The sequence below is a fragment of the Phenylobacterium sp. genome, assembly GCF_041913825.1.
GTDB lineage: Bacteria > Pseudomonadota > Alphaproteobacteria > Caulobacterales > Caulobacteraceae > Phenylobacterium.
In genome coordinates this window covers 14,894-39,913 of sequence record NZ_JAYSEO010000003.1, presented here as the reverse complement: position 1 = coordinate 39,913, position 25,020 = coordinate 14,894, and the positions used below count along the sequence as shown (strand labels likewise).

28 protein-coding genes are annotated in these 25,020 nt (G+C 71.4%); 12 read left to right on the top strand and 16 right to left on the bottom strand.

Annotation, left to right across the window (positions count from 1 at the left end):
• The gene (modB, locus tag ACE3Q8_RS02790) at positions 1-675 is read left to right on the top strand and encodes a molybdate ABC transporter permease subunit (protein WP_374468706.1); all 675 of its coding nucleotides are present in this window, start codon (positions 1-3) and stop codon (positions 673-675) included.
• 3 nt (positions 676-678) lie between these two features.
• Here the strand turns inward: modB and modA are convergent, their stop codons facing one another.
• The 6 genes from modA to ACE3Q8_RS02760 form a co-directional block, all read right to left on the bottom strand.
• Positions 679-1,458: a molybdate ABC transporter substrate-binding protein gene (gene modA / locus ACE3Q8_RS02785; RefSeq protein ID WP_374468704.1), complete on the bottom strand. Its 780-nt coding sequence runs from the start codon at positions 1,456-1,458 to the stop codon at positions 679-681.
• Positions 1,459-1,501: 43 nt separating this feature from the next.
• Positions 1,502-2,485 carry a Kelch repeat-containing protein gene (locus ACE3Q8_RS02780; RefSeq protein ID WP_374468702.1) on the bottom strand — a complete coding sequence of 328 codons (984 nt, stop codon included), beginning with the start codon at positions 2,483-2,485 and terminating at the stop codon, positions 1,502-1,504.
• Between the two features lie 20 nt (positions 2,486-2,505).
• A complete protein-coding gene (locus ACE3Q8_RS02775; RefSeq protein WP_374468700.1) occupies positions 2,506-3,387 on the bottom strand; it encodes a DMT family transporter in 882 nt (293 codons plus the stop codon).
• A gap of 37 nt (positions 3,388-3,424) precedes the next feature.
• A complete protein-coding gene (locus ACE3Q8_RS02770) occupies positions 3,425-5,008 on the bottom strand; it encodes a 2-isopropylmalate synthase (RefSeq protein ID WP_374468698.1) in 1,584 nt (527 codons plus the stop codon).
• A 209-nt stretch (positions 5,009-5,217) separates the two neighbouring features.
• Positions 5,218-5,832, bottom strand: a complete 615-nt coding sequence (locus ACE3Q8_RS02765; protein WP_374468696.1) for a glutathione S-transferase family protein — start codon at positions 5,830-5,832, stop codon at positions 5,218-5,220.
• Positions 5,829-6,560, bottom strand: coding sequence for a TVP38/TMEM64 family protein (locus tag ACE3Q8_RS02760; protein WP_374468694.1), 732 nt, complete (start codon positions 6,558-6,560; stop codon positions 5,829-5,831). The genes ACE3Q8_RS02765 and ACE3Q8_RS02760 overlap by 4 nt, the downstream gene beginning before the upstream one ends.
• A gap of 143 nt (positions 6,561-6,703) precedes the next feature.
• Between ACE3Q8_RS02760 and ACE3Q8_RS02755 the strand changes: the two genes are divergently transcribed.
• On the top strand, positions 6,704-7,894 hold the full coding sequence (locus ACE3Q8_RS02755; protein WP_374468692.1) for a calcium-binding protein: 1,191 nt from the start codon (positions 6,704-6,706) through the stop codon (positions 7,892-7,894).
• On the opposite strand, the gene ACE3Q8_RS02750 is transcribed toward ACE3Q8_RS02755, so the two are convergent.
• Positions 7,891-8,331, bottom strand: coding sequence for a hypothetical protein (locus ACE3Q8_RS02750; protein WP_374468690.1), 441 nt, complete (start codon positions 8,329-8,331; stop codon positions 7,891-7,893). The genes ACE3Q8_RS02755 and ACE3Q8_RS02750 overlap by 4 nt on opposite strands.
• Before the next feature lie 153 nt (positions 8,332-8,484).
• Between ACE3Q8_RS02750 and ACE3Q8_RS02745 the strand changes: the two genes are divergently transcribed.
• Positions 8,485-9,687: a pyridoxal phosphate-dependent aminotransferase gene (locus tag ACE3Q8_RS02745; RefSeq protein WP_374468688.1), complete on the top strand. Its 1,203-nt coding sequence runs from the start codon at positions 8,485-8,487 to the stop codon at positions 9,685-9,687.
• Here the strand turns inward: ACE3Q8_RS02745 and ACE3Q8_RS02740 are convergent.
• Positions 9,684-9,920, bottom strand: coding sequence for a DUF2171 domain-containing protein (locus tag ACE3Q8_RS02740; RefSeq protein ID WP_374468686.1), 237 nt, complete (start codon positions 9,918-9,920; stop codon positions 9,684-9,686). The genes ACE3Q8_RS02745 and ACE3Q8_RS02740 overlap by 4 nt on opposite strands.
• 86 nt (positions 9,921-10,006) lie before the next feature.
• Here ACE3Q8_RS02740 and ACE3Q8_RS02735 point away from each other — a divergent pair, with 86 nt between their 5' ends.
• Entirely contained in the window at positions 10,007-10,183 is a 177-nt protein-coding gene (locus ACE3Q8_RS02735) for a DUF4169 family protein (RefSeq protein ID WP_374468685.1), read from the top strand.
• Here ACE3Q8_RS02735 and ACE3Q8_RS02730 read toward each other — a convergent pair.
• The 3 genes from ACE3Q8_RS02730 to ACE3Q8_RS02720 all read right to left on the bottom strand — a co-directional run bounded on the left by ACE3Q8_RS02730 (position 10,180) and on the right by ACE3Q8_RS02720 (position 13,632).
• Positions 10,180-11,832 (bottom strand): CHASE domain-containing protein, encoded by a 1,653-nt coding sequence (locus tag ACE3Q8_RS02730; RefSeq protein WP_374468683.1) that lies wholly within the window; start codon positions 11,830-11,832, stop codon positions 10,180-10,182. The two genes, ACE3Q8_RS02735 and ACE3Q8_RS02730, sit on opposite strands and share 4 nt — an antisense overlap.
• A 132-nt stretch (positions 11,833-11,964) precedes the next feature.
• On the bottom strand, positions 11,965-12,786 hold the full coding sequence (locus ACE3Q8_RS02725; protein WP_374468681.1) for a DUF1206 domain-containing protein: 822 nt from the start codon (positions 12,784-12,786) through the stop codon (positions 11,965-11,967).
• An 87-nt stretch (positions 12,787-12,873) separates the two neighbouring features.
• Positions 12,874-13,632 (bottom strand): Coq4 family protein, encoded by a 759-nt coding sequence (locus ACE3Q8_RS02720; protein WP_374468679.1) that lies wholly within the window; start codon positions 13,630-13,632, stop codon positions 12,874-12,876.
• A gap of 104 nt (positions 13,633-13,736) precedes the next feature.
• Between ACE3Q8_RS02720 and ACE3Q8_RS02715 the strand changes: the two genes are divergently transcribed.
• Positions 13,737-13,976, top strand: coding sequence for a ribbon-helix-helix domain-containing protein (locus tag ACE3Q8_RS02715; protein WP_374468677.1), 240 nt, complete (start codon positions 13,737-13,739; stop codon positions 13,974-13,976).
• Here ACE3Q8_RS02715 and ACE3Q8_RS02710 read toward each other — a convergent pair.
• Both ACE3Q8_RS02710 and ACE3Q8_RS02705 read right to left on the bottom strand, forming a co-directional pair.
• On the bottom strand, positions 13,945-14,208 hold the full coding sequence (locus ACE3Q8_RS02710) for a hypothetical protein (RefSeq protein ID WP_374468675.1): 264 nt from the start codon (positions 14,206-14,208) through the stop codon (positions 13,945-13,947). The two genes, ACE3Q8_RS02715 and ACE3Q8_RS02710, sit on opposite strands and share 32 nt — an antisense overlap.
• Positions 14,209-14,220: 12 nt before the next feature.
• Positions 14,221-14,442, bottom strand: coding sequence for a hypothetical protein (locus ACE3Q8_RS02705; RefSeq protein WP_374468673.1), 222 nt, complete (start codon positions 14,440-14,442; stop codon positions 14,221-14,223).
• A 126-nt stretch (positions 14,443-14,568) separates the two neighbouring features.
• Between ACE3Q8_RS02705 and ACE3Q8_RS02700 the strand changes: the two genes are divergently transcribed.
• Positions 14,569-14,709: a hypothetical protein gene (locus ACE3Q8_RS02700; protein WP_374468671.1), complete on the top strand. Its 141-nt coding sequence runs from the start codon at positions 14,569-14,571 to the stop codon at positions 14,707-14,709.
• Positions 14,710-14,768: 59 nt separating this feature from the next.
• The gene (locus ACE3Q8_RS02695; RefSeq protein WP_374468669.1) at positions 14,769-17,105 is read left to right on the top strand and encodes an ATP-dependent helicase; all 2,337 of its coding nucleotides are present in this window, start codon (positions 14,769-14,771) and stop codon (positions 17,103-17,105) included.
• A gap of 3 nt (positions 17,106-17,108) precedes the next feature.
• On the opposite strand, the gene ACE3Q8_RS02690 is transcribed toward ACE3Q8_RS02695, so the two are convergent.
• Positions 17,109-17,564 carry a hypothetical protein gene (locus tag ACE3Q8_RS02690; RefSeq protein WP_374468667.1) on the bottom strand — a complete coding sequence of 152 codons (456 nt, stop codon included), beginning with the start codon at positions 17,562-17,564 and terminating at the stop codon, positions 17,109-17,111.
• Between the two features lie 119 nt (positions 17,565-17,683).
• Between ACE3Q8_RS02690 and ACE3Q8_RS02685 the strand changes: the two genes are divergently transcribed.
• Together ACE3Q8_RS02685 and ACE3Q8_RS02680 are read left to right on the top strand one after the other, a co-directional pair.
• Positions 17,684-18,190, top strand: coding sequence for a hypothetical protein (locus ACE3Q8_RS02685; protein ID WP_374468666.1), 507 nt, complete (start codon positions 17,684-17,686; stop codon positions 18,188-18,190).
• A 42-nt stretch (positions 18,191-18,232) separates the two neighbouring features.
• On the top strand, positions 18,233-19,099 hold the full coding sequence (locus ACE3Q8_RS02680; RefSeq protein ID WP_374468664.1) for a 50S ribosomal protein L11 methyltransferase: 867 nt from the start codon (positions 18,233-18,235) through the stop codon (positions 19,097-19,099).
• On the opposite strand, the gene ACE3Q8_RS02675 is transcribed toward ACE3Q8_RS02680, so the two are convergent.
• Positions 19,096-19,446: a GIY-YIG nuclease family protein gene (locus tag ACE3Q8_RS02675; RefSeq protein ID WP_374468662.1), complete on the bottom strand. Its 351-nt coding sequence runs from the start codon at positions 19,444-19,446 to the stop codon at positions 19,096-19,098. The genes ACE3Q8_RS02680 and ACE3Q8_RS02675 overlap by 4 nt on opposite strands.
• A gap of 94 nt (positions 19,447-19,540) precedes the next feature.
• Between ACE3Q8_RS02675 and ACE3Q8_RS02670 the strand changes: the two genes are divergently transcribed.
• The 3 genes from ACE3Q8_RS02670 to ACE3Q8_RS02660 are packed head-to-tail and all read left to right on the top strand — an operon-like array spanning position 19,541 to position 22,666.
• A complete protein-coding gene (locus ACE3Q8_RS02670; protein WP_374468660.1) occupies positions 19,541-21,352 on the top strand; it encodes an aminopeptidase P family protein in 1,812 nt (603 codons plus the stop codon).
• Positions 21,353-21,356: 4 nt separating this feature from the next.
• The gene (locus tag ACE3Q8_RS02665; protein ID WP_374468658.1) at positions 21,357-22,196 is read left to right on the top strand and encodes a class I SAM-dependent methyltransferase; all 840 of its coding nucleotides are present in this window, start codon (positions 21,357-21,359) and stop codon (positions 22,194-22,196) included.
• Entirely contained in the window at positions 22,193-22,666 is a 474-nt protein-coding gene (locus ACE3Q8_RS02660) for a nuclear transport factor 2 family protein (RefSeq protein ID WP_374468656.1), read from the top strand. Before ACE3Q8_RS02665 ends, ACE3Q8_RS02660 begins: the two co-directional genes overlap by 4 nt.
• Here ACE3Q8_RS02660 and ligA read toward each other — a convergent pair.
• A complete protein-coding gene (gene ligA, locus ACE3Q8_RS02655) occupies positions 22,663-24,999 on the bottom strand; it encodes an NAD-dependent DNA ligase LigA (RefSeq protein WP_374468654.1) in 2,337 nt (778 codons plus the stop codon). The genes ACE3Q8_RS02660 and ligA overlap by 4 nt on opposite strands.
• Positions 25,000-25,020: the final 21 nt, after the last annotated feature.

Below are 25,020 nucleotides of genomic sequence, written 5' to 3'. Positions count from 1 at the left end.
GTGGCCGAGGTCGTCTGGCTCACCGCGAAGCTCGCAGGCCTGACCACGGTTCTCCTGCTGCTGCTCGCCACGCCGCTCGCCTGGTGGCTCGCCCGCGGCGAGGGCCTGGCGCGGGAGGTGGTGGGAGCCCTCGTCGGCCTGCCCATCCTGCTGCCGCCCACGGTCCTAGGCTTCTACCTGCTGATCGGGCTCGGCCCCGACAGCCCGCTGATGGCCCCGCTGCAGGCGCTGGGCGTCCGCACCCTGGCCTTCACCTTCACCGGCCTGGTGATCGGGTCGCTGGTCTACTCCCTGCCTTTCGCGGTGCAGCCCCTGCGCAACGCCTTCCTCTCGGTCGGCCAGCACAATCTCGACGTCGCGGCCACCCTCGGCGCATCCGGGTTCGCCGCCTTCACCCGGGTGGCCCTGCCGCTCGCCCTGCCCGGCTACTTCGTGGCCGCGATCCTGACCTTCGCCCACACCATCGGCGAGTTCGGCGTCGTGTTGATGATCGGCGGCGCGATCCCGGGCCGCACGGAGGTGCTGTCGATCAAGATCTTCCACATGGTCGAGGCGCTCGACTGGCGTCAGGCGCACGCCGTTTCGGCCGCGCTGATCGTCTTCGGCTTCGTGGCGATCCTGGCCATGCTGCTGCTCGAGCGGCGGATGGCGCGCGCCGCCCGCAGCGACGCCTGAGCGCTAGCGGCCGCCCGGCAGGGTGAAGCCGTAGCGCCGCATGATGGCCCTGGCCTCGGGCGAGCGCAGGAAGCGGTAGAACGACTCCGCCGTGGCGCTCGCTCCTCTCAGCAGCACCGCCCGCTGGCGGATCGGCCGATGGTAGGTCTGCGGCACCAGCACATAAGCCCCGGCGGCCTGGGCCCGCGACATGGACGCGATGCTGAGCGGGATCACCGCCGCCTGACTGGCGCCGGAGGTGATGAGTTGCACCATCTGACTCGAATTCTCGGCCAGCGCGACGCGGGGCTGCAGCGGCATCCAGACCTTGGCCCGGCTAAGCGCGTCCCGTGAGGCGCGGCCGTAGGGCCCGTTGGTGCTGAACAGCGCCAGCCGCTGGAGGCGGCCGTCCTTGGCGGCGACGCCGAGGTCGCGCAGCCTTGCGTCGAGCCGGACCTTCGAGCCCTTCGGTACGAACAGGCAGAGCCGCCCGATCCCGTAGAGCGCCCCGGAATCCGCGGTCAGCCCGGCCTTCTCGAGCTCCTGCACGTAAGACTCGTCCGCAGCCAGGAACATCTCGTAGCGCGTGCCGCCCTTCTGGATCTGCTGGGCCACCACGTGGGTCGGGCCGTAGACGATCCGAACCGAGCGTCCGGTCTGCTTCTGGAAGGCGGCGACCACGAGGGGCAGCGCCTCGGAGAGATCGGAGGCGGCCGCCACCTGCGGCGCGGCCTGCGCCAGCACGGCGTGCGGCGCGAGGAGCGCGGCGGAAGCCAACTGGAGGACGGCGCGCCGGGACGTCATCCAAGACCTACTACAGCTTGCCGTCGGCCGGAGCCAAGCCGCCTTATGTCGGGAACAGCACCTCCGTGACGGCGCTCACCTGGCCGCCCGATTCCTTGACACCGCCGCCGACCGCATAGACGCGGCCGCCCAGCGCGACGCCGGCCAGGCCGTGGCGCGGCGTCCGCATCGCCGGGGCCGCCGTCCAGGTGTCGCTTGCCGGGTCGTAGCACCATGCGTCGGGGATCACGCCCGGCCCGCCCTCGCCGCCGAACACGTAGAGCTTGCCGCCGACGACGGCGCCGGCCAGCCCCGCGGCCGCCCGCGGCATCGGCCGCAGCGTCTCCCAACGGTCGGCCTTCGGGTCGTAGCGGTCGAGCTGGGCGGAGTTGCCGCCGCCCACGCGGCGGCCGCCGGCCAGATAGAATAGGCCCGCGATGGCCGCGCCCGTGGCGCTGTTGCGGGCCAGCGGGCAAGGGGCGGCGGCGCTCCAACGGCGGGCGCGGACGTCGAACACCTGGTGGCGGGCCACATCGCCCTGGTCGGTCCACGCCAGGTTTGCGTCGCCCTTCGGCGCCCGGCCGCTGGCGAGGTGGATCCGGTCGCCGAGGGTGACGGCCACGGTCTCGCACTGGATCTGCGGCATCTCGGGCGACGGCGACCAGGTCTTCCCGTCGAAGACGAGCACGTCGCGCAGCCCGACCCAGCCCCCTGCCTCCGTCACCCGGTAACCGCCGAAGGCGTAGAGCCGGTCGCGCGCGGACGCGAGCACCGGATGGTGCCGCGGGAACGGCAGCTTCGGCCCCTCCGTCCAGCGGTCGGTGGCGGGATCGTAGAGGCCGGTGCGGTCCTGCGGATTGATGCCGCCGCGAAGGCCGTCCGCGCCCGGGGCCATGCCGCCGGCGATCACCACCTTTCCGCGAAAGGCGGCGCCGTACACCTCCTGCACCGCCCAGGGGACGTCGGCGCGCGGTTCCCACCGCGAGGCGGCGAAGGCGGGCGTCGCCACGGAGGCGAGGCCGGCGGCGAGGAGGGTGCGGCGGTCCATCATCCCGCCCTTTTGGCGCCTCAGCCGAGCGTCGTCATCAGCACGCCGAGTGTTGTCAGCAGGCCGCCGGCCCACTGGCGCAGGCTCGGCCGCTCGCGGAACAACCGATGCCCCACGGCGGCGGCGATCGGCGTCTCGATAAGGCCGACCGCGCGGACCGGCCCGGCGGGGGAGAGCGCCAGCGCTCCGAACCAGCAGGCCGAGGCCAGGGACCCGAAGAAGCCGGCGGCCAGGGACGCCCGCCACGAGGCGGCCACGGCCCTCAGCGCCTGAGGCCGGGTGGCCGCAAGCAGCGCCGTCAGCACCGCCGACTGCATAAGCTGGGCGACCACCAGGGCGGCGGTGGCCGAGAAGATCGGATGCCCGGGATCAAGTGCGAGGCCCGCCTGCCGATAGCCGTTGAACGCCACGGCGAAACCCGCCCCGGCGGCCAGCCCCAGGAGGCCGCCGGCGAGGCCGTGCTCCACCTGGTCGCGCCGCGGCCAGGACAGCACCGCCAGGCCCGCGGTGGCCAGGGCGATGCCGCTCCAGGCATGGCCGGCGAGTTCATCGCCCAGCACCACCCAGCCCAGCAACGCCGCCAGCGGCAGGGCCGACTGCTGCAGGACGGTGGCCACGGCGAAGCCGGCGCGCCGCATGGCCATCAGCAGGAAGCCGGTGCCGGCCACCTGCCCGATGGCGCCCGCCACGGCCCCGATCCAGAACCTGAGCGACGGATCCGGCGCAGCGTCGCGCGTCAGCGCAGCGACCACGGCGAAGATCAGCACGGAGAACGGCAGGCCGAACAGGAAGCGGACGAGCGTCGCGCCCCACGGGCCCGCATCGCCCACCAGCCCGCGCTGCATGGCGTTGCGCGCCACCTGCAGGGGCGCAGCCCCTGCGGCCAGGAAGATCCACAGCATATTGCGTGAGCCCGCGCCGCCGAGGCGGCGCCGGGCCTCAGAAGCCGCTGGCGACCCGCGCGTCGGGCGCGCTCTTCTCCTTGCGGGCGAAGAGGTTGTTCAGCGCGTTCACATAGGCCTTGGCCGACGCGGTCAGGGTGTCGGTGTCGGCGGCCTGGCCCGTGGCGATGCGGCCGTCCTCCTCGAGCCGGACGGAGACCTGCGCCTGGGCGTCGGTCCCTTCCGTCACCGCGTGCACCTGGAACAGGCGCAGGACGGCGTCGTGCGGCACGACCTCGTGGATGGCGTTGAACACCGCGTCCACCGGACCGTCGCCGGTGGCGTTGGCCGACTTCTCGGCGCCGTCGATGGTGACGGTCAGGAAGGCCTCCTGCGGCCCCTCGGTGCCGGCGATCACCCGCAGGTGCTTGACCTGCACGCGGTCGGCCTGGCTCGCCAGGGCGTCGTCCACCAGGGCGACCAGGTCGTCGTCGAAGACGTGCTTCTTCTTGTCGGCCAGGTCCTTGAACCGCTGGAAGGCCTCGTTCAGCGCGTTCTGGCCCAGTTCGTACCCCAGCGCCTTCAGCTTCTCGCGGAACGCGTGGCGGCCCGAGTGCTTGCCCATCACCAGGTTGGAGGAGCCCTGCCCCACCGACTCCGGCGTCATGATCTCGTAGGTGCCGCGGTCCTTCAGCATCCCGTCCTGGTGGATGCCGCTCTCGTGGGCGAAGGCGTTCTTGCCGACGATGGCCTTGTTGAACTGCACCGGGAAGCCGGTGATGGCCGAGACGTAGCGGCTGGCGCGCGTGATGTGCTGGGTCTCGACGCCGGTGTGATACGGCAGCCGGTCGCCGCGCACCTTCAGCGCCATCACGATCTCTTCCAGCGCCGCGTTACCGGCCCGCTCGCCGATGCCGTTGACCGCGACCTCCACCTGCCGGGCGCCGGCCTGGACGCCGGCCAGGCTGTTGGCCACCGCCAGCCCCAGGTCGTTGTGGCAGTGCGTCGAGAAGATCACCCGGTCCGCGCCGTCCACGTTCTCGATGATGTCGCGGAAGATCTCCGCGTACTCCGAGGGATAGGTGTAGCCCACGGTGTCCGGCAGGTTGATCGTGCGGGCGCCGGCCTTGATCGCCGCGTCCACGCAGCGGCGCAGGAAGTCCTGCTCGGTGCGGGTGGCGTCCTGGGCCGACCACTCCACGTCGTCGCACAGGTTGCGGGCGTGGGTCACCGACTTGGTGATCATCTCCAGGATGTCTTCCTGGCTGGCGCGCAGGATGTGGTCGCGGTGGCTCGGGCTGGTGGACAGGAAAGTGTGGATACGGCCGCGCTTGGCCTTCTTCAGGGCCTCGGCGCAACGCTCGATGTCGGCCATGCCGGCCCGGGCCAGGCCGCAGATGGTGCTCTCGGTGACGATCTCGGCGATCGCCTTCACCGCCTCGAAGTCGCCGTTGGAGGCGATCGGGAAGCCGGCTTCGATGACGTCGACCCGCATCTCCTCGAGGATCTTCGCCAGCTCGATCTTCTCCTCCAGCGACATGGAGGCGCCGGGCGACTGTTCGCCGTCGCGCATGGTGGTGTCGAAGACGATGACGCGGTCTTTTTCGGAACGCGGGGCGGTGTCGTTTACCGGGATGGTCATGATGAGGCTCTTCGCGGAGGTTCTGTGTGTCGGGCGAGGGTTCAAAGCCCCTGAGCGCCCGGCCGCGAAGCGTCTCGCGTGCCTAGAGAGGCGCCCAGGGGCGGCTAAGCCCCAGCGAGAGAAGAAGCAGGCTGTCGAGCCGCGTACGCATGCGAGGCTTCTAACCGAATCCGGGCATCCGCCGCAAGACTGTTCCCAAAAGCGCGGCCTTACGCAGCCTCGTCGGCAAGAACCTTGCGCACCGCGGGCCGGGCGCGCATCCGCTCGCCGTGCTCCAGCACCCGCGGGAACTGGCTGGGGTCCACTCCGTCGCCCTCCAACCAGCCCGCCATGGTGAAGAGGTAGCCGTCGGCCACGGTGTACTGCTCGCCCATCACCCAGGGCCCCTGCAGGTATTCGGCCTCGATGAGCCGGAAGCAGTCGATCTCGTTCTGCGCCACCTTGCGCCGCATGTCCTCGAACGAGCTCTCCTCGCTGGCCCAGCGGTGACCCCGGTGCTTGTGGGCGTGCGCCACGTGGACCGTCGAGCACAGATAGCTGTTGAAGGCCTGCATGCGCGCGAACGCCCAAGGGTCGGCGGGCGCCAGGCCGGCCTGCGGATAGGCCATGGCGACATAGGCGAGGATGGCAGGCGTCTCGGTGAGCACGCCTTTGTCGGTGACCAGCGCCGGCACGCGGCCCTTGGGGTTGAGCGCCAGGTACTCCGGGCGTCGCTGGTCGCCGCGCGCCGTGCTGGTCAGCACGATCTCGTAGCCGGCGCCGGCCTCCTCCAGGGCGATGTGCGAGGCGAGCGAGCAGGAGCCCGGCGAGTAGAACAGCTTCATCGTCCCTCCTCCTTGTCCCGGGCCACCGCGGCCTCCCGGGCCTTCAGCCACTTGCGGGCGTACCATCCCATCACCAGCCACAGGAGCCCGACGGCCGCGATCAGGACAATGTGGTGGCGACCGCCCTCCCCGCGCAGGACCTGCACGATGGAGTTCCCGGCGAAGGCGGTGAGCGCGATCTTCGGGACGATCCCGACCGCCGTGCCGGCCGCGAAGTCACGCAACCGCATCGGCGTCACGCCGGCGGCCATGTTGACGACGATGAACGGCGCCGACGGCACCAGCCGGACGATCAGGCTGGCGAAGAAGCCGTTGCGGCCGACCAGCTCCATGAACTGCCGGAGACCCTCGCCGGAGAAGGTCTCCAGCGTCCGCGCCCCGGCCATCCGCCCGAGGTAGAAGCCGATCAGCGCCGACACCATGGTGCCGATCCAGGAGTAGGCGAAGCCGGCCGCCGCCCCGAACGCCACCACCGCGGCAGCGATCAGCATGAACTGCGGCACACCGACGAAGGCCAGCAGGGCGAAGGCCGCGACCGCCACCGGCAGGGCCCAGGGACCGGCTCCGGCCCCCATCCAACGCTCGACCGTGGCCTCGCCGTCGAAGCCCAGCACCTGCGAGCCGAACAGGAATACCACGCCCACGCCGCCGAACAGGACGAAGGAGACGAGCAGCGCCCGCCACGCCTTGGCGTCCATGTCGGACAGGAACTGCAGGAGGCGGCGCATGGCGCCTGAGGTCGCCGATCGGGCCGAGGGGGTCAAGCGGCGGCGGAATAGCGTTTTTGATTGTTGCGTTTTTACGCAACATCCCGCATCACGGCGTTACGGCCTCGCTTGGCCGAGAGGGATTCCAGTCAGAGAGGCTCCACGTGGCCACCTACGCATTCGAGACGATCACGGCCGACCAGGCCGCCAACATCACGGCCGCCGACACCGTGACCTTCGCCGGGGCGGCGAACCGGGTCGGCTTGGTCTACCAGTCCTACGATCCGGCGGCGCTGAGCCCGGAGGTGCCCAGCATCCTCGTGACCCTCGACGGTCGGACGGTGAAGTTCGGCACGAACTTCACCCAGGTCACCAAGGTCGGCCAGGCGGTGTTCGGCGACGGCTCCAAGCTGGTGGTCGGCGACACCTCCGACGACTGGATCGGCGGAAGCGCGCAGGACGACGGCCTGTACGGCGGCCCGGGCGCGGACACCGTCCACGGAGGCCGTGGCGATGACCTGGTCCAGGGCAACGGCGGCGACGACCTGCTGAACGGCGATCTGGGCTCCAACACCCTTTATGGGGGCCAGGGGAACGACACCATCTACGTCTCGACCGACGCCGAAGTGCGCGGCGGCTTCGCCCACGGCAACGTGGGCAACGACGAGATCTACGGCGGCGGCGGCGGCGACACCTTGCTGGGCGGCAAGGGCGACGACCTGCTCGCGGGTCTGGGCGGCGCCGACTACCTGTCGGGGGACCTGGGCGACGACGAGCTGCACGGCGGCGAAGGGGCCGACACGCTGCTGGGCGGCGACGGCAACGACATCATCCAGACGGGCGGCGGCGCCGACCGGGTGCTCGCCGGCGCCGGCGACGACCGGGTGGCGATCTTCTACGGTGGCGGCGCGGTCGTCGACGGCGAAGGCGGAAACGACACCATCACCTCGGTCTCGGCGGGCAAGGACATCCTGCGCGGCGGCGCGGGCCGCGATGTCTTCGAGTTCGTGTCCCATACCGACCCGGCGCAGGGTCAGGACGACACGATCCTCGACTGGAGCGGCGCCGACGACAAGCTGAGCTTCGCGCAGGTGAGCATCTACGCCGGGCCGGGCGAGGCGGCGTCGATCCTGCCGCGAGAGTACTCGGAGTTCGTGGCCAACAGCTACGCCGAGGCGCTATCGATCGCCAACGAGCACATCAGCGCCGCGGGCGCGCGCTACGTGGCCGCCCAGGTCGGCGCCGACGTGGTGGTGTTCGTGGACTCGAACGGCGACCCGAGCGACGGGGCCGACGCCTCGGTGGTGCTGGTCGGCCGCTCGCTGGCCGACATCGGCCTGGAGAACTTCATCTAGCCCGGGCAGCGCCTTAGGCTCACAGGCCCGCCCCAGGGGCCGCCGGCGACGGTCATGCCCTGGGGCGGCGCCTCGTCGCTCATGGCGAGGTGGAAGCTCTGGGGCTCCGCCACCCCTTCGGCCAGACACTTGGCGGCCACCGCGTACCCCGTCAGCCCCTCGGTGACGGTGACGAAGTCGCAGGCCACCTCCCCGGCGGTCTGAACCCGACCCGGCTCGAACACCCAGGCGCCGTCGGCGCACAGCGGGGGCGAGGCCGCCCACCGCCCGACATAGGAGGCGGGCTGCGGCACGTCCCGGGTCACGGCCGTGGTCGGCGCGGGCCCGGCGGCCGGCGGCTCGGCAGGCTTCGGGGCGGCCGGCGTGTCCGCCGCCTCCCGACCGCAGGCGGCCAGCACCAGGCTCAGCAGCAGCAACAGGTCTCGCGCAGGCCTCATCTGCCCTCCCTCGGCGCCCCCTTCGGCCTTGGCGGCTACGCAAACGTGGCCGCAGGGGCGGTGTTCCGCGCTCGGCGGTTTGCCGTGCGAGCGGCTTACGCTAAACCCCCAGCCGTTCCGTCAGCCCTGCGAGCTCAAAGGAGCCGAACCCCCATGCCGCTGCAGTCCGCCGCCCTTTCGCGCGTCAAGCCCTCCGCCACCCTGGCGGCGGACCAGAAAGCGCGTGAGCTCAAGGCGCAGGGCCGCGACGTCATCGGCCTCGCCGCCGGCGAACCAGACTTCGACACGCCGGACAACATCAAGGAAGCCGCCATCAAGGCGATCCGCGACGGCAAGACCAAGTACACCAACGTGGACGGGATCCCGGAACTGAAGGAAGCCATCTGCGCCAAGTTCCAGCGCGAGAACGGCCTCACCTACAAGCCCAGCCAGATCAACGTCTCCCCCGGCGGCAAGCCGGTGATCTACAACGCCATGGTCGCCACCCTGAACCCGGGCGACGAGGTGATCGTGCCCACCCCCTACTGGGTCAGCTACTGGGACATCGTTCTGCTGGCCGGCGGCGAGCCGAAGGCGGTGATGACCACCGCCGAGGCCGGCTTCAAGGTCCAGCCGGACCAGCTCGAGGCGGCGATCACGCCGAAGACCCGCTGGGTGCTGCTGAACTCGCCGTCGAACCCGTCGGGCGCCGCCTATACCCGCGCCGAGCTGCGCGCCCTAGCCGACGTGCTGCTGCGCCACCCGCACGTCTGGATCCTGACCGACGACATGTACGAGCACCTGGTGTTCGATGACTTCGAGTTCACCACCATCTGCCAGGTGGAGCCCGGCCTCTACGATCGCACCCTGACCATGAACGGCGTCTCCAAGGCCTACGCCATGACCGGCTGGCGGATCGGCTACGCCGGCGGGCCCGAGGAGCTCATCAACCTCATGCGCAAGGTGATGAGCCAGTCGACCTCCAACCCGACGTCCATCTCCCAGTACGCGGCCGTCGAGGCGCTGAACGGGCCGCAGGACTTCATCAAGCCGAACCAGAAGCTGTTCCAGGGTCGGCGCGACCTGGTGGTCTCCATGCTCAATCAGGCGAGCGGCCTCCACTGCCCGACGCCGGAGGGGGCGTTCTACGTCTATCCGTCCTGCGAGGGGCTGATCGGCAAGACGGCGCCCAGCGGGCGGACGATCACCTCCGACCAGGACTTCGCCAACGAGCTGCTCGAGGCCGAGGGTGTGGCCGTCGTGCACGGGGCGGCCTTCGGCCTCTCCCCGTTCTTCCGCATCAGCTACGCCACCGCCAACGCGGTGCTGGAGGAGGCGTGCACCCGCATCCAGCGGTTCTGCGCCTCGGTCCGCTAGACCCGGATCTTCCAGGCCGCCTTGGCGGCGTCCTTGGTGCGGTTGAGCCAGACCTTGTCGTCCTCCACCCGGTCGACCCAGCTCAGCGGCACCATGTGATGCTTGAGGCCCGCGCCGAGGTCGAGCTTCGAGAGCTCGATCTCGTCGCCGACGACGTGGTCCACCTTGCCCACGTGGTCCCCGTCAGAACCGATGACCTCCATGTGCGGGTGGATGTCGGCGGGCTGAACCATCTTGCGACCTCGTCTGCTGGACGGGGCGGAAACGAGCGACCGCCGCGGGCGGTTGCGCCGGCCTGCGGGCGTGGCATGGTCGGGGGATGAGCGAGCCGATCAACCTCAACAAGTTCCGCAAGGCGCGCGCCAAGGACGAAGCGAAGAAGACGGCCGAGCAGAACCGCGTCCGCTTCGGCCGCACCAAGGCCGAGAAGCAGGTCTCCCGGCTGGAAGCCGAGAAGGCGCGGCGGCTTCACGAGCAGGCCAAGCGCGAAGACTAGCCGCCGGCGGCGCCCTCCAGTGGCAGGTCGATCCGGCAGCGAACTCCCTCCGGCGGGAAGGTCAGCTCCACCCGGCCGCGCAGTTGCCGTCGCAGGCCGGTTTCGATGAGCCTTGAGCCGAAGCCGCGGCTCTGCGGCGGGGCGACCGGCGGGCCGCCGCTCTCCACCCAGCTCAGCGTCAGCCACGGCGCGCCAGCCTCCTCCCACCGCCGCCAGGTGATGCTCACCCGGCCGACCCGGCCGCAGAGGGCGCCGTACTTCAATGCGTTGGTGGTGAGTTCGTGCAGGGCCATGCCGAGCGCAAGCGCGATCTCCGGCGAGAGCAGCACGTCATCGCCTTCCGCCGCGATCCGCTCACGCTCGCCGCCATAGGGCGCAAGCTCGAGCTGGACCAGCTCCTGCAGGCCCGCGCCCTCCCAGTGCTCCCGGGTGAGCAGATTGTGCGTCTCGCTGAGGGCCAGCAGCCGCGCCTCGAAGCTCTCCCGCGTCTCCTTCAGGCTCTTGCCTTCCCGCAGGGTCTGGGCGGCGATCGACTGCACGGTGGCCAGCGTGTTCTTCACCCGGTGGTTCAACTCGCCGACCAGGAGCTCCCGCTGCTGTTCGCTGCGACGCCGCGCGGCGATCTCGGCCTCGGCGGCGAGGCGGGCGCGGAGCTGCCACCAGGACGCGCCGGCGACCAGCATGGTCGCGATCGCGCCTCCGGCAAAGAACACCGGGCCCAGGCCGCGCGTGCGGTCGAGCTCGAAACCTGGACCGGAATAGTACACCACCTGCCAGCGGCGGCCGGCGATCTCCAGCGAGCGCGCGGCGCTGAGGCGGGCGGTCCTGGCCAGCGCCTCTGGCTCGCCGGCGAACGACTTGTGCAGCAGGTTCCCGGGCGCGATCGCATTGTCGTAGACGGCAATGTGCAGCCGGGGCTGCTCTTCCTCGCCGAAGATGCCGCGCAACAGGTCGTCGGCGCGGAACGGACTATAGGCGAAGCCCAGCAGTGCGGCCCGCCGGGCCGCCAGGTCCGGCGGCGCCGTCCCGCCCCGGTAGACGGGATGGTAGATGAGGAAGCCGGCTTGCTTCTGCCGGTCGATCTCCTGGACCAGCTCGACCTTTCCCGACATGGCGCTGCGGCCGGTGTCGCGCGAGCGGATCATGGCCGTCCGGCGCGCAGGCTCGGAATACATGTCGAAGCCCAGCGCGGCGCGGTTCCGGGCGTCCAGCGGCTCTAGGTGGACGATGGCGTGCACCTCCCGGCGCGATTCCGGCGGCTTCACCGCCACGTCGGTCGCGTCCATCCGGGCGAGCAGGGCTTGGGTGCGGGGGCCACGGACCTCCGGCAGGACGGCGCTGTAGCCGATGCCCTGGATCCCCGGGTAGATGCGCGGAAGCTGCAGCCGCTGGGCGTAGGCGTGGAACTCCTCCCGGGTCACGACGCCGTCCCGCGCGACAATGAAGCCTGCAGTGGCGCGCAGCACGCTGATGTAGGCCTGCAGGCGGTTGGCGACGTCGTCGTGGGCGCTCTGCACCGAGCTGTTGAAGCGGTCGAGATCCTTCGCGCGGCTCAGCCGGTCCACCTGCCAGGCCGCAACGCCGCTCGCGAGGAGGCCGATCGCCACGACCAGCCACGGCAGGATGTGCGGCGGGATTCGACGCCGCATCGCCTTCACCCTGACAGCACTCTTGGCCACCGCGGCTCCAAGCCCGAAAGCGGGTCACCTGCCCGAGTTTCGGGCAGGTGTCGAGCGGAGCTGCACCCCGTTCGCGCAACCCGCCAAACGCGAGTGCTCACCTCAACGCGCGGCGCGCCCGTGCGGAACTGGCGTGTGGGCGCGGAGCCGGCTGAGCACGTGCGGATCGGTGATCCGGCGGTAGACGGCCTGGACGATGCTGAAGACGCCAAACAGCCCCAGCCCCGCAGCAACCAGCACGCGGCTCCAGCCCGACAGCGACGACAACGCCTCTCCTACCCCGCCGGCCTGCTGCGGGTCGGCCGCGCTGGCGGCGTGCCAGAAGAGAACGCCGATCAGCACGAAGACCACGCCGCGCGCCAGATAGCCCAGCCGGCCGATCCACTTGACCCACGGTTTCTCGGCCGCGCGGCTATCGAGCTGCTTCAGGAACTTCAGGCGGTAGGCGCTCCAGGCCTGGGCGAGCCCGCCCGCCACGAAGCCCACCGCGATCAGCCGCACCAGCAGCGCCCCGCCGGGCAGGCCCAGGAGCCAGCCGGTGGCTGTGTCGGCGCCCCCGCCCCCGCCCCCGCCGCTATCGCCGACGCCGAAGGTGAGCCCGAGCGCCAGGAGCCCAAGCAGGATGTGAACCACGCCGCTGGCGCCGTGGATGACACGCACCGCGAGCCCCTTGGCGCCGTCCCCCGCGCCTTCCAGATCGAGCGCACCCTCGGCGCAACGCCAGACGCCGTAGGCCAGCAGGCCGAGTGCGATCACGAACAGCGCGAGCTGGCTGGGCCCGCCGTCCGCGAGAGTTCGCAAAGCGCCCGAGCTGCCGGTGGTCCGGCCCGCCTCGATCGCCAGGTAGGCGATCATCAGATAGAGCAGCCCGCGTGCGGCGAACCCGACGCGGGTCAGGGTTTCGAATCGCGGGACAGCATTCATCGCGGGCGCCTCCAGAGCGCGAGAAAGCCCGAGACCCGCAGATTTGTTCCTACGGTATGACCCCGCCCGCGGTGGGGCCGCTTCGGCTCAGCCGGCGACCATCAGGTCCCGCGCGTCGGCCGGGATGGACTCGTAGACGGTGGCTGGCGTGATGTTCAGCCGGCGGCGGGCCTGGTCCAGCGGCTCGGCCATCAGGGTCTCGTAGTCCTCGCCCAGCAGCCAGGCGGCGCGCTTGCCGCGCAGGTAGCCCTGCCAGATGGCCTTCCGGTAGGGGTAGCGCTTCTCCTTCAGGGAACGGAGCCCCGCGCCGACGGCGATCAACGCCCAGCCCAGGCCCTTGGTCTGCGCGTAAGAGAAGGCCACGAGGCAGGCCTCGCCCAGGGCGTCGCGATGGTAGCCCGAGAGGATATGCCAGATGTCGTGCACGTCTCGGGTGCGGCGGCCAAACCAGGCGTAGGGGTGCGGCTCCTCGATCTGCGAGAGGCCCTTGCGGCTCACCTCTGCGAGGCCCTCGGCGGACAGGCGCTCCACGCGGACGAAGTTGCGATAGGCGGCGCCCACCGAACCCTCCGGCAGGCTGTCCAGCCACGCGTCGTCCATCAGCCGCTGCGCGAACTCGGCGCGTTCATAGGCGAGCCGACCGCCCTTCGGCGTGGCCAGCAGCCTGTGGTACCCCTTGGCCGTGGAGGCGCCGTTCAGGGCGCGCATGATCTCGAAGACCTGAGTGGTGTCTTCCTTGTCGGCCAGCAGGCGGCGCAGCGAGCGGATCGCATGCGGCCAGTCCAGCTTGGTGGACGCCCGGGGCGGCACGTATTTGGCGTCGAGCGTGTCGGCGGCCATGGCCATGGTGGTCGAGATCCTCAGTCAAACGGTCGGCATGAAAATGACGCCAGCGTCATCTTCGTGCAAGAGCCGCTGGACGATTTCGCAGAACCTCGCAACAAACGGTTATGCCCGCGTTGCGCAAACGCTCCGTCCTGCTCTCCGGCCACGCGACCTCGATTGCGCTGGAACCGGAGTTCTGGGCGGTGCTGGAAGAGATGGCGCGGGCGCGGTCCACCAGCCTGGCCGGGCTGATCGGCCGGATCGACGCCCAGCGAGGCGAACGCGCGCTGGCGTCCGCCTGCCGGGTCGCGGCGCTGAAGTACGCCCAGGAGCCTACTGCGCCGGGGGCTGGGCCGGGCCGTTGACGGTTCCCGCCGGCGTGGCCGGCGCGTCGCCCTGGGCCGGAGCAGCGGGCATGATCGAGGTCCCTTCCGCCTGTGCCGGATGGGCGCCGCCCTGGGGCGTGCGATCCGAACCCTGACGCTGCATCAGCGCCACCACCAGCCAGCCCACCAGCAGGGCCAGCACGATCCAGACGAGCGGCGGGATGCGGCGGCTGGCCTTCTTCGGCGCGGCTTCGGTGCGGTGGTCGGTCATGGATTTCCCTCTCTATTTCGGAACCGGGATCGGCGCGTCCGGCAGCCGGGGCGCATCGGGCATCCGGGGCGCCGGCAGATCGGGGACCGCAGGCCCGATGCGCAGGTCGACCTCCCCGGCCGCGCCGCGCGTCCGGGACCAGCCTGTCCACGCCAGCGCGAGGAGGAGCGCGACGGCTAGGCCCGCGGTGAACGCGGCCCACGTGGGGATGCGGCCTCGCTGGGTCTGCGCCATCGGCTGCGGGCCTCCGATACCCTTCGTCCAGCCAAACGGCGCCCCTGCGGCGAAGTTCCTCCGACGGGCTGCCCCTTGCGCCGGCCGCAACCCATCCCGATCTGCGCCGGCCAAGGGAGACCGAACATGACCCGTCAGGATCGCACCGCCCCCCGCCGCGCCGTCGCGAAGGCCACCGTCGCCCAGACCGGCGCCCAGGTCCTGCTGCTGCCCGGGCTGTTCAGCCTGGCCGCCGCCGCGGCATGGGCGCTGCTGGCCATGCGCTGAGGAACGGAGCGCGAACGCAGCGGCTGCGGTCGGCGCGCCGACGTGCTAAACCGATCCGGATGTCTCCGCCCGAATCCCAGTCCGAGTACCAGACCCCCGCGCCGCGCATCAGCGACCTGGCGCGCGTCGACGCACGCCCCGGCGACCTGCTCGCCGGCCTGAACCCCGAGCAGCGGGAGGCCGTGGAGGCCACCGAGGGCCCCGTTCTGGTGCTGGCCGGCGCCGGCACCGGCAAGACGCGGGTGCTGACCACCCGCCTCGCCCACATCCTGGCCACCGGCCGCGCGCGTCCCTGGGAGCTGCTGGCGGTCACCTTCACGAACAAGGCCGCGCGCGAGATGCGCGAGCGGATCACCCACATGATCGGCGGCCAGGCCGAGGGCCTGCGCTGGCTGGGCACCTTCCACTCCGTGGCCGCCCAGATCCTGCGCCGGCACGCCGAACTGGTCGGCCTGAAGTCCAACTACACCATCCTCGATGACGACGATCAGGAGCGGCTGCTCAAGCAGATCCTCGAGGCCGAGAACATCGACTCCAAGCGCTGGCCCGCGAAGATGCTGGCCGGGCTCATCGACCATTGGAAGAACCGCGGCTGGCGCCCCGACCAGCTGCCGCCGGCCGAGAGCGCGCAGTACGCCAACGGGCGTGGCCAGGCGCTCTACCGGATGTACCAGGAGCGCCTGCGGGTGCTGAACGCCTGCGACTTCGGCGACCTGCTGCTGCACAACATCACGATCTTCACCAGCCAGCCGGACGTGCTCGCCGAGTATCACGACCGGTTCCGCTACCTGCTGGTGGACGAGTACCAGGACACCAACGTCGCGCAGTACCTGTGGCTGCGCCTGCTGGCCCAGAAGCGCCAGAACGTCTGCTGCGTGGGCGACGACGACCAGTCGATCTACGGCTGGCGGGGCGCCGAGGTGGACAACATCCTGCGCTTCGAGCGCGACTTCCCGGGCGCCAAGGTCGTGCGCCTGGAGCGCAACTATCGCTCCACCAGCCACATCCTCGCCGCCGCGTCTGGCCTGATCGCCGCCAACAAGGGCCGGCTGGGCAAGACGCTGTGGACCGAGGCCGACGGCGGCGAGAAGGTGATCGTCCGCGGCGTCTGGGACGGCGACGCCGAGAGCCGGCTGATCGCCGACGAGGTGGAGCGCGCCAAGCGCGCCGGCCGCCGCTATCGCGACATGGCGATCCTGGTCCGCGCCTCGTTCCAGATGCGGGCCTTCGAAGAGCGCTTCGCCCTGCTGCAGATCCCGCTGAAGATCATCGGCGGCCAGCGGTTCTTCGAGCGGGCGGAGATCCGCGACGCCCACGCCTACCTGCGGCTGATCCAGTCCGAGGCCGACGACCTGGCCTTCGAGCGGATCGTCAACACGCCGAAACGGGGCATCGGCGACACCACCGTCCAGAAGCTGCTGCAGATCGCGCGGCTGGAAGGCGTGCCGGTGGTCCATGCCGCGCGCCAGGTGGTGCTGACCGACGAACTGGCGGCCCGCACGCGCACCTCGCTGTCAAACTTCCTGCGCGACCTCGACCGCTGGCGGAGCGACGCCCAGCGCATCGCCCATCCACGGCTGATGGAGCAGGTGCTGGAGGAGAGCGGCTACACCGACGCCCTGAAGCTCGACCGCAGCCCTCAGGCGCAGGGCCGCCTCGAGAACCTGAAGGAACTGGTCAACTCCATGTCGGCCCACGACACGCTCGAGGCCTACCTGGAGCACGTCTCGCTCGTCCTCGACCTGGAGCGGGAGTCCGGCGACGACGCGGTGCAGATGATGACCCTGCACCAGGCCAAGGGGCTGGAGTTCCCGCTGGTCTTCCTGCCGGGCTGGGAGGAAGGCGTCTTCCCCTCCCAGCGCAGCATGGACGAGAAGGGCGAGAAGGGCCTCGAGGAGGAGCGTCGCCTGGCCTACGTCGGCATCACCCGGGCGCGCGAGGAGGCGCGGATCTCCTTCGCCGCCAACCGTCAGGTCTATGGCCGCTGGACGAGCCAGCTCCCCTCCCGCTTCGTCGACGAACTGCCGCCGGCCAACGTCGAGGCCTCCTCCGAGACCGGCTATTACGGCGGCGGCCCGGGCATGCAGCAGCACGGCAGCCGCTGGGACGAGAGCCCGTCGTTCGGGGCCGGCTACTCCTCGCCCGGCTGGAAGCGCGCCCAGGCGGCCAACTACCGCGGCTCGCACCCCGGCCGGCAGCAGGTGATCGAGGGCGAAGGCCGGCTGGTCGCCGTCTCCGAGAGCTCCGCAGCCAGCGACTACAAGCGCGGCGACCGGGTCTTCCACCTCAAGTTCGGCTACGGAAAGGTCCGCAGCGTGGAAGGCAACAAGCTCACCGTCGACTTCGACAAGGCCGGCGAGAAGAAGGTCCTCGACAGCTTCGTGGAGAAGGGCTGAGCGTCACCGCCGCCGGGCGAGCCCTCGGAGCAGGACGGCGCCCAGGCCGGCAGCCAGGGCGACGCCGCCGGCGGCGAGCGCCGCAATTCCAGCGGGCGGGATCTTCCGGGCGGGCTCGGACGTCGCCGGAGCCTCCTCCGCCACCGCCACGATCTCGTGGGCCGCGCGCTGGACGTCCTCTGGACTCGGCGGCTCCAGCACCGCCTCCACGGCGGCCGGCGAGATGTCGCCGCGGCGGAAGGTGACCCAGCCTGCCTGGGGATCGGCCTCGGCTTGGAAGCCGTGCTGCGTCCACGACTTCGCGTGCGGCTTGTCCTCGCCGGCCCACCATGCCCGACCGGTGCGCGCGCCCTTCGGCAGCGGAAAGCCCAGGACCTCCTCGACCTCGGCGAAGCTCGCTCGCCATTCGGGACCCTCGTGGGCGGCCAGGCGTTCGGACAGCGGACGGTACTTGCTCATGTGACGTCTCCCGCGGGGCTCAACGCCCAGGGCCGTCAGATGGCGCCAGCTCGACCCTGAACCAACCGGCCCGTCGCGCGCTCTAGCGGCCTGGAACTGGATGAGCAAAGGCTGACGCCGTGGACTACAGGAAGCTGCTTTCGGGGGTCGGGATCGCCGCCGTCGCGGGCCTGCTGCTCGGCGGGGCCATGAAGCCCGATCTGCGCGGCGACGAACGCCCGGAGGGGCCGCAGATCTTCGCCGGCTGGTCCGGCGCCCGCTCCACCGGCCCGTTCGACGACGGCATGACCCTCACCTACTGGCAGGGCAAGCTGCCGGACTATGTGGTCGGCACCGACTGGAAACAGGCCATCGCCTGGCAGGAGGCGCCGGAGATCATCGAGGCCGAGCCCTACGACGGCAGCGCCTTCGATGTCCCCGAGCCGGAGCCGGCCGAGTACGCCTATGCTCGCTGGGAGGAGCCGCCGGCCGAGGCCCCGCACTATCCGTCGATGTCGGGCGGCGTGGCCTACGGGGCGGAGCGCGCTTACGGCGGCGACCGGCTGGATGCGCCGCCCCCGCCGCCCGAGTTCGACGCCGAGGTGATGCCCGAGGCCACCGGCGACACGACGACGGAGCAGGGCTGATCCCCCTCGCCTTTCGCCGCCCCGCCCTTTAGACGGCGCGGGATGAGCGACGACGCCTTCCAGATCACCGCCCGCGGGCCCCGCGCTGAGGCTGAGGCCGCGGCCGCCGCCCTGGACGAGACCCCGGTCACCGAGACCCTCACCTACTCCATCCTGGAAGAGGACGAGGACCACGACGTCTGGCGGATCGACGCCTTCCCGACCACTGAGGACGAGCGCGCCGCGCTGCTCGAGGTGCTGGCAGGCTGGCCGGCGCTCCGCGTCTCCACCGAGAAGCTGGCCGACGCCGACTGGCTGGCCATGGCGCTCTCCGGCCTGCCGCCGGTGCGCGCCGGCCGGTTCTTCGTCTACGGCGCCCACGACCGCGGGCTCGCGCCGGCGAGCACGATCAATCTGCGCATCGAAGCGGGCGCGGCCTTCGGCACCGGTCACCACGGCACGACGGTGGGCTGCCTGCTGGCGTTCCACGACCTCCTGAAGGCGCAGCGCTTCGAAAAGGTCCTGGACGTGGGCTGCGGCACCGGCGTGCTCGCCATCGCCGCGGCCCGCACCGGCTCGCGCGTCGCGGTCGGCACCGACATCGACAAGGTCTCGGTGCGGATCGCCAACGAGAACGCGACGCTGAACAACGCCGACGCCCGGTTCGTGCACGCCAGCGGCCTGAACGACCAGCGGGTGCGCACCGACGCGCCCTACGACCTGGTGTTCGCCAACATCCTCGCGCCGCCGCTGGTGGCGCTGTCGCACGACATCAAGCTCGCGCTGAAGCCCGGCGGCCTCGCCATCCTCTCCGGCCTGCTGCGCACCCAGGAGCGGCGCGTGCTCGCCGCCTACACCTCCAAGGGCTTCCGCCTGGTCCGCCGCCTGCACCGTGACGCCTGGGCGACCCTGGTCCTGAAGCGGCCCTAGCCGAACACCTTCTTCGCTCCGAGCGCCACCTGCCAATGCGCCAGGCGGTCCTTGAGCTGACTCTCGCGGCCGTATGTCCCGAGCTCCTTGTCGTCGATGACCTCCACCACCTCGTAGGCGAAGGCGTCGGCGCCGTGCTCCGCCCAGGCCGTGTGCAGATCGCGCTGCAGGCGGCCGCCGGGCCCCATCTTCAGGGAGAACCAGACGGCGTTCTGCTGCTGGCCGAGGTTCTTGGAGCTTCCCACCCAGGCCTCGCCGGTCGCCGTGCAGCGCACGGCGAAGACGCCCGCCTTGGGCGTGGTCTCCTTATAGTCGCGGATGCGTTCGCGCCGGCTCTGCTTGTCCATGGTCCGGCGATAGCCCCGCCAGAGACCGCCGTCAATTATATCCGGGTGAAAAGCGCACCTTTGCCGCGCCCTGCGAACGGACTAAATCCTTCTCATGCGCCAGACCTTCGACGAGACCACCGACCGCTCCTTCGGATCCAAGCACGTGCCGCTGATCCGGCAGGCCATGGCCAGGCACGGCCTGGACGGCTTCCTCGTGCCGCACGAGGACGAGCACCAGAACGAGTACCTGCCCGCCGCCAACGACCGGCTGGCCTGGGCCACCGGCTTCACCGGCTCGGCCGGCGCGGCGGTCATCCTGAAGGATAAGGCCGCCGTCTTCGTGGACGGCCGCTACACGCTCCAGGTCCGGGACCAGGTGGACGTCGGCCTGTTCGAAATCCGCGACCTCGTGGAGGGCGGCGTGCCGGCCTACCTGGAGAGCGCTGCGCCGCGGGGCGCGAGGATCGGCTACGACCCGCGCCTGCACAGCCCCGACGCGCTGGGCCACCTGAAGGCCGCCGCGGCGCGGGCCGGCGCCGAGCTGCAGCCGGTGAGCCCCAATCCGGTGGACGAAGCCTGGGGCGCGGCTCGCCCGCCGCAGCCGACCGCCCCTGTCGTGCCGCACCCGCTGGAGTACGCCGGCGAGGACTCTGCCGGGAAGCGCGCCCGCGTCGGCCAGGCGCTGGCCGGCGGCGCGGACGCCGCGGTGCTGACCGCCCCAGCCTCGATCGCCTGGCTGTTCAACATCCGGGGCGGCGACGTGATCCGCTCGCCCCTGCCGCTCGCCCAGGCGGTGCTGAACCGCGACGGCACCGCTCGCCTGTTCCTCGACCCGGCGAAGGTCACGCCCGATCTGCCGGCCTGGCTCGGCAACCAGGTGCGGCTGGAGACGCCGGACGACCTGCCGCAAGCGCTGGCCGAGCTGAAGGGCAAGCGCGTCGTCGTGGACCCGGCGCAGTCCTCGGCCTGGTACTTCGAGGCGCTGCAGTCGGCAGGCGCCGAGGTGGTGCGCGCCGAGGATCCCTGCGCCCTGCCCCGCGCCTGCAAGAACGAGGTGGAGATCCAGGGCGCGCGCAACGCCCACGCCCGCGACGGCGCCGCCGTGACCCGCTTCCTGCACTGGCTGGCCACCGAGGGCCAGGTGAACCCGCCCGACGAGATCACCGCCGTGAAGACACTGGAGGGCTTCCGCGAGGCGACCGGTGCGCTGAAGGACCTGTCCTTCGACACCATCGCCGGCGCGGCCGGCAACGGCGCCATCGTCCACTACCGGCCCACGGAGCGGCTCAACAAGCGGGCCGAGAAGGGTTCGCTGCTGCTGGTGGACTCCGGCGCCCAGTACCTGGACGGCACCACCGACATCACCCGCACGGTGGCCATCGGCGAGCCGACCGAGGAGATGCGCGAGCGGTTCACCCTGGTGCTCAAGGGCAACCTGGCCCTGGCCCGCATCCGATTCCCGGCGGGCACCACCGGCTCGGCCATCGACGCGCTGGCCCGCGCGCCCCTGTGGGCCTACGGCCTCGACTACGACCACGGCACCGGCCACGGCGTCGGCAGCTACCTGGGCGTGCACGAGGGCCCGCAGCGGATCTCCAAGGCGCCGAACACCGTGTCCCTGCGGCCCGGGATGATCCTCTCCAACGAGCCGGGCTACTACAAGGAAGGCGCCTACGGCATCCGGATCGAGAACCTGCAGGTGGTGACGCCGCCGCTGGACGTGCCCGGCGGCGAACGGCCCATGCTGGGCTTCGAGACCCTGACGCTCGCGCCGATCGACCGCCGGCTGATCGCGCCGAAGCTGCTGACCGACGAGGAGCGCGGCCAGCTCGACGCCTACCACGCGCGTGTCCTGAAGGTGGTGGGGCCGCAGGTCGAACCCGAGGTCCGCGCCTGGCTCGAACAGGCCTGCGCGCCGGTCTGACGCGATGACCGACACCTCCAACGCCGCCCAGCAGGCCTACTGGAACGACGCCGCCGGCCAGACCTGGGCCGAGATGCAGGAGGCCCTCGACCGGCAGCTCGCGCCGCTGGGCCAGGCGGGGATGGCGGCGCTGCAGCCGCGCCCCGGCGAGCGGATCCTGGATGTCGGCTGCGGCGCCGGCCAGACCACGCTGGAGCTCGCCCAGGCGGTGGGCGCCACGGGCGCAGTGCTCGGCGTGGACATCTCCCGACCGCTGCTGGAGGTGGCGCGCCGCCGGCAGGCGCCGGCGGGTGTCGACTTCGTGGAGGCCGACGCCCAGGCCTTCCCCTTCGAGCCGGCGAGCTTCGACGCCGCCTTCTCCCGCTTCGGGGTGATGTTCTTCGCCGACCCTCCGGCCGCCTTCGCCAATATCCGGGGCGCGCTGAAGCCGGGCGGCCGGCTCGCCTTCGTCTGCTGGCGGCCGCTGGCCGAGAACCCGATCATGACCGTCCCCATGGCGGCCGCCGCCCGGAGCCTCCCCCCGCCGCCGCCGCCGGCCGATCCGCAGGCGCCGGGCCCCTTCGCCTTCGCCGACCCTGAGCACGTGCGGGGGATCCTCGGCGCCGCCGGCTTCGAGGCGGTGAGCCTCACGCGGCACGACGAGGCGATCGGCGGCGGCGATCTGCGGACAGCCGTCGGCCTCGCGCTGCGCGTCGGCCCGCTGGGCGCCCTGCTGCGCGAGAACCCGGACAAGCGAGACGAGGTGGTGGCGGCGATCCGCGAGGCGCTGTCCGGCTACGACGGGCCGGAGGGCCCCAAGCTGCCGTCGGCCACCTGGATCGTCACGGCGAGGAGACCGCAATGATCGGCAGGGCCTTCGCCGCGGTCCTCGCGAGCCTCGCGATCGCCGCGCCGGCCCGGGCGGCGGACACCGACCAGGAGGCGATCCTGGCGCAGATCGATCGCTTCTTCGCGGCGATGAAGCGGCAGGACACCGCCGGTCTGGAGAAACTGATCTACGCCGACGGGGTGATGACCATCGTCCGTATCGCTCCGGACGGGACCGAGCGCCACAGCCGGCGCCCCGTCACCGCCTGGATCGACAGCATCCGCACCACGCCCGGCCTGGACGAGCGAATCTGGAGTCCCACCGTGATGCGGCGCGGGCCCATGGCCGTGGTCTGGGCTCCCTACGACATCAAGAAGGACGGCGAACGCCTGCACTGCGGGGTCGACGTGTTCGACATGGTTCGCGTCGACGGCGTCTGGCGTGTGGCCAGCCTGATGTTCACCGCCGAGCCGGGCGCCTGTACGGAGCTGAAAGCGCCCGGCTAGCCGCCGACCAGCGCCAGCCACTCGTCCTCGGTCAGCACCTGGACACCGTGCTTCTCGGCGTCCTTCAGCTTTGAGCCCGCGCCGGGTCCCGCCACCACGAGGTCCGTCTTCTTCGACACCGAGCCTGAGACCTTGGCGCCCAGCCGCTCGGCCTGCGCCTTCGCCTCGTCGCGCGTCATCTTCTCCAGCGCGCCGGTGAAGACCACCGTCTTGCCGGCGACGGCGGTGTCGGATTTCGGCCGCTCGGCCGGCAGCACCGTCAGCTCGGCCAGCAGATTGTCGACCATCTGGCGATTATGCGCCTCGCCGAAGAAGGCGGCGATCATCCGCGCGGCGACCACGCCTACGGCGCTCACCGACGCCAGCTCCTGGAACGCCTCGCCCGGGGTCTGGGCGAGCGCCTCGGCCGCGGCGGCCTCGAAGGCCGGCCAGTCGTCGAACCGCGCGGCCAGCGCCGCCCGGGCGCGGGCGTTGAGCCTGGGGATCGCAAGCCGCAGGTGCTCCTCGAGGCTGGCGCCCGCCGGGATCAGCAGCGCCGGCCGCGCGCGGGCGAAGTCGAGCACCGCCCCCAGCGCGGTGGGCCCCAGACCGTCCAGGTCGGACAACTCGGCATAAAGGGAGCCGGCGGTCTGTTCGGCGGCCGAGCGGGCGGTGGCGACGAACGCCTCCACCGTCTCGAAGTGCCGGGCGAGCGCCAGCGAGGTCGTCTCGCCCACATGGCGAATGCCGAGCCCGTAGATGAATCGGTCGAGCGCGATGGTCCGCCGCGCCTCGATCCCCTCCAGCAGGTTCTTCACGCTGGTCTCGCCGAACCGGTCCAGCGCCAGGAGCTCGTCGCGCTTCTCGTGCAGGCGGAAGATGTCGGCGGGCGAGTCCAGCCAGCCGTGCTCGCTGAACAGCGTGAGCTGCTTCTCGCCCAGGCCCTCGATGTCGAAGGCGCGGCGGCTGACGAAGTGGCGCAGGTGCGCGAGCTTCTGGAACGGACAGGCGAACTCGCCCGAGCAGCGGCGGACCACCGTCTCCGCGCCCGAGGCGGTGGTCTCGCGCACCACCTCGGTGCGCAGCGGGCACGGGCAGACCTGCGGGAATTCGTACGGCTCGGCGCCGGCCGGACGCTCCTCCGGCACGACAGAGAGGATCTGCGGGATCACGTCGCCCGCTCGCTGAAGGATCACCGTATCGCCGAGCCGGACATCGAGGCGCGCGATCTCGTCCGCGTTGTGCAGGGTGGCGTTGGTCACCACCACCCCGCCGACTGTGACGGGCGTCAGCCGGGCCACCGGAGTCATGGCCCCGGTGCGGCCCACCTGGATGTCGATCGCCTCCAGCACGGTGCGGGCCTGCTGCGCCGGGAACTTGCGGGCGATGCCCCACCGCGGCGCGCGGCTGACGAAGCCCAGGCGCTGCTGCCAGTCCAGCCGGTCGACCTTGTAGACCACCCCGTCGATGTCGAAGCCGAGCTTCGGCCGCACCGCCTCCATCGCCCGATAGGCGTCCAGCAGCCCCTCCACCCCCACCACCCGGCGGCTCTGAGGCGTCACCTGGAAGCCCCAGGCCTTGAGCCGCTCCAGCGCCTCCCACTGGGTCTCGGCGAAAGGCGCGCTCACGAAGCCCCAGGCGTAGGCGAAGAACCGCAGCGGCCGTTGGGCGGTGATCTTCGGGTCGATCTGGCGCAGCGAACCCGCGGCGGCGTTGCGGGGGTTGGCGTAGGTCCGCTGGCCCGCGGCCTCCGCCGCCGCGTTCATGGCCGCGAACTCCTCAGTCCCGAGATAGACCTCGCCGCGGATCTCGATCTCGTCCGGCCAGCCGGCCCCCTTCAGCCGGTGCGGGATCTCGCCGACCGTCCGGACGTTGGCGGTCACGTCCTCGCCCACCCGGCCGTCGCCCCGCGTCGCCGCCCGCACCAGCATCCCGCCCTCGTAACGGATCGAGCAGGACAGGCCGTCGATCTTCGGCTCGGCGGTATAGGCCACCTCCTCGGTCAGCCTGAGAAACCGCCGCACCCGGGCGTCGAACTCGGCGGCGTCCTCGTCCGAGAAGGCGTTGTCCAGGCTGAGCATCGGCACGCCGTGCTCCACCGGCGCGAACTGCTCGGATCGGGCCGCGCCGACCCGCAGGCTCGGGGAGTTGTCGCGGACCAGGTGCGGGAAGCGCTGCTCGATGGCCGCGTTGCGCTGCTTCAGCGCGTCGTACTCGGCGTCGGAGACCGTCGGCTGGTCTTGCTGGTAGTAGTGGATGTCGTGCGCCGCGATCTCGTCGGCGAGGAAGGTCAGCTCCTCGACAGCCTGAGCCTCGGTGAGCTGGTCGACGGGTGTGGTCCGGTGGGAATCCATGGGCCGACCCTAGCCGATCCC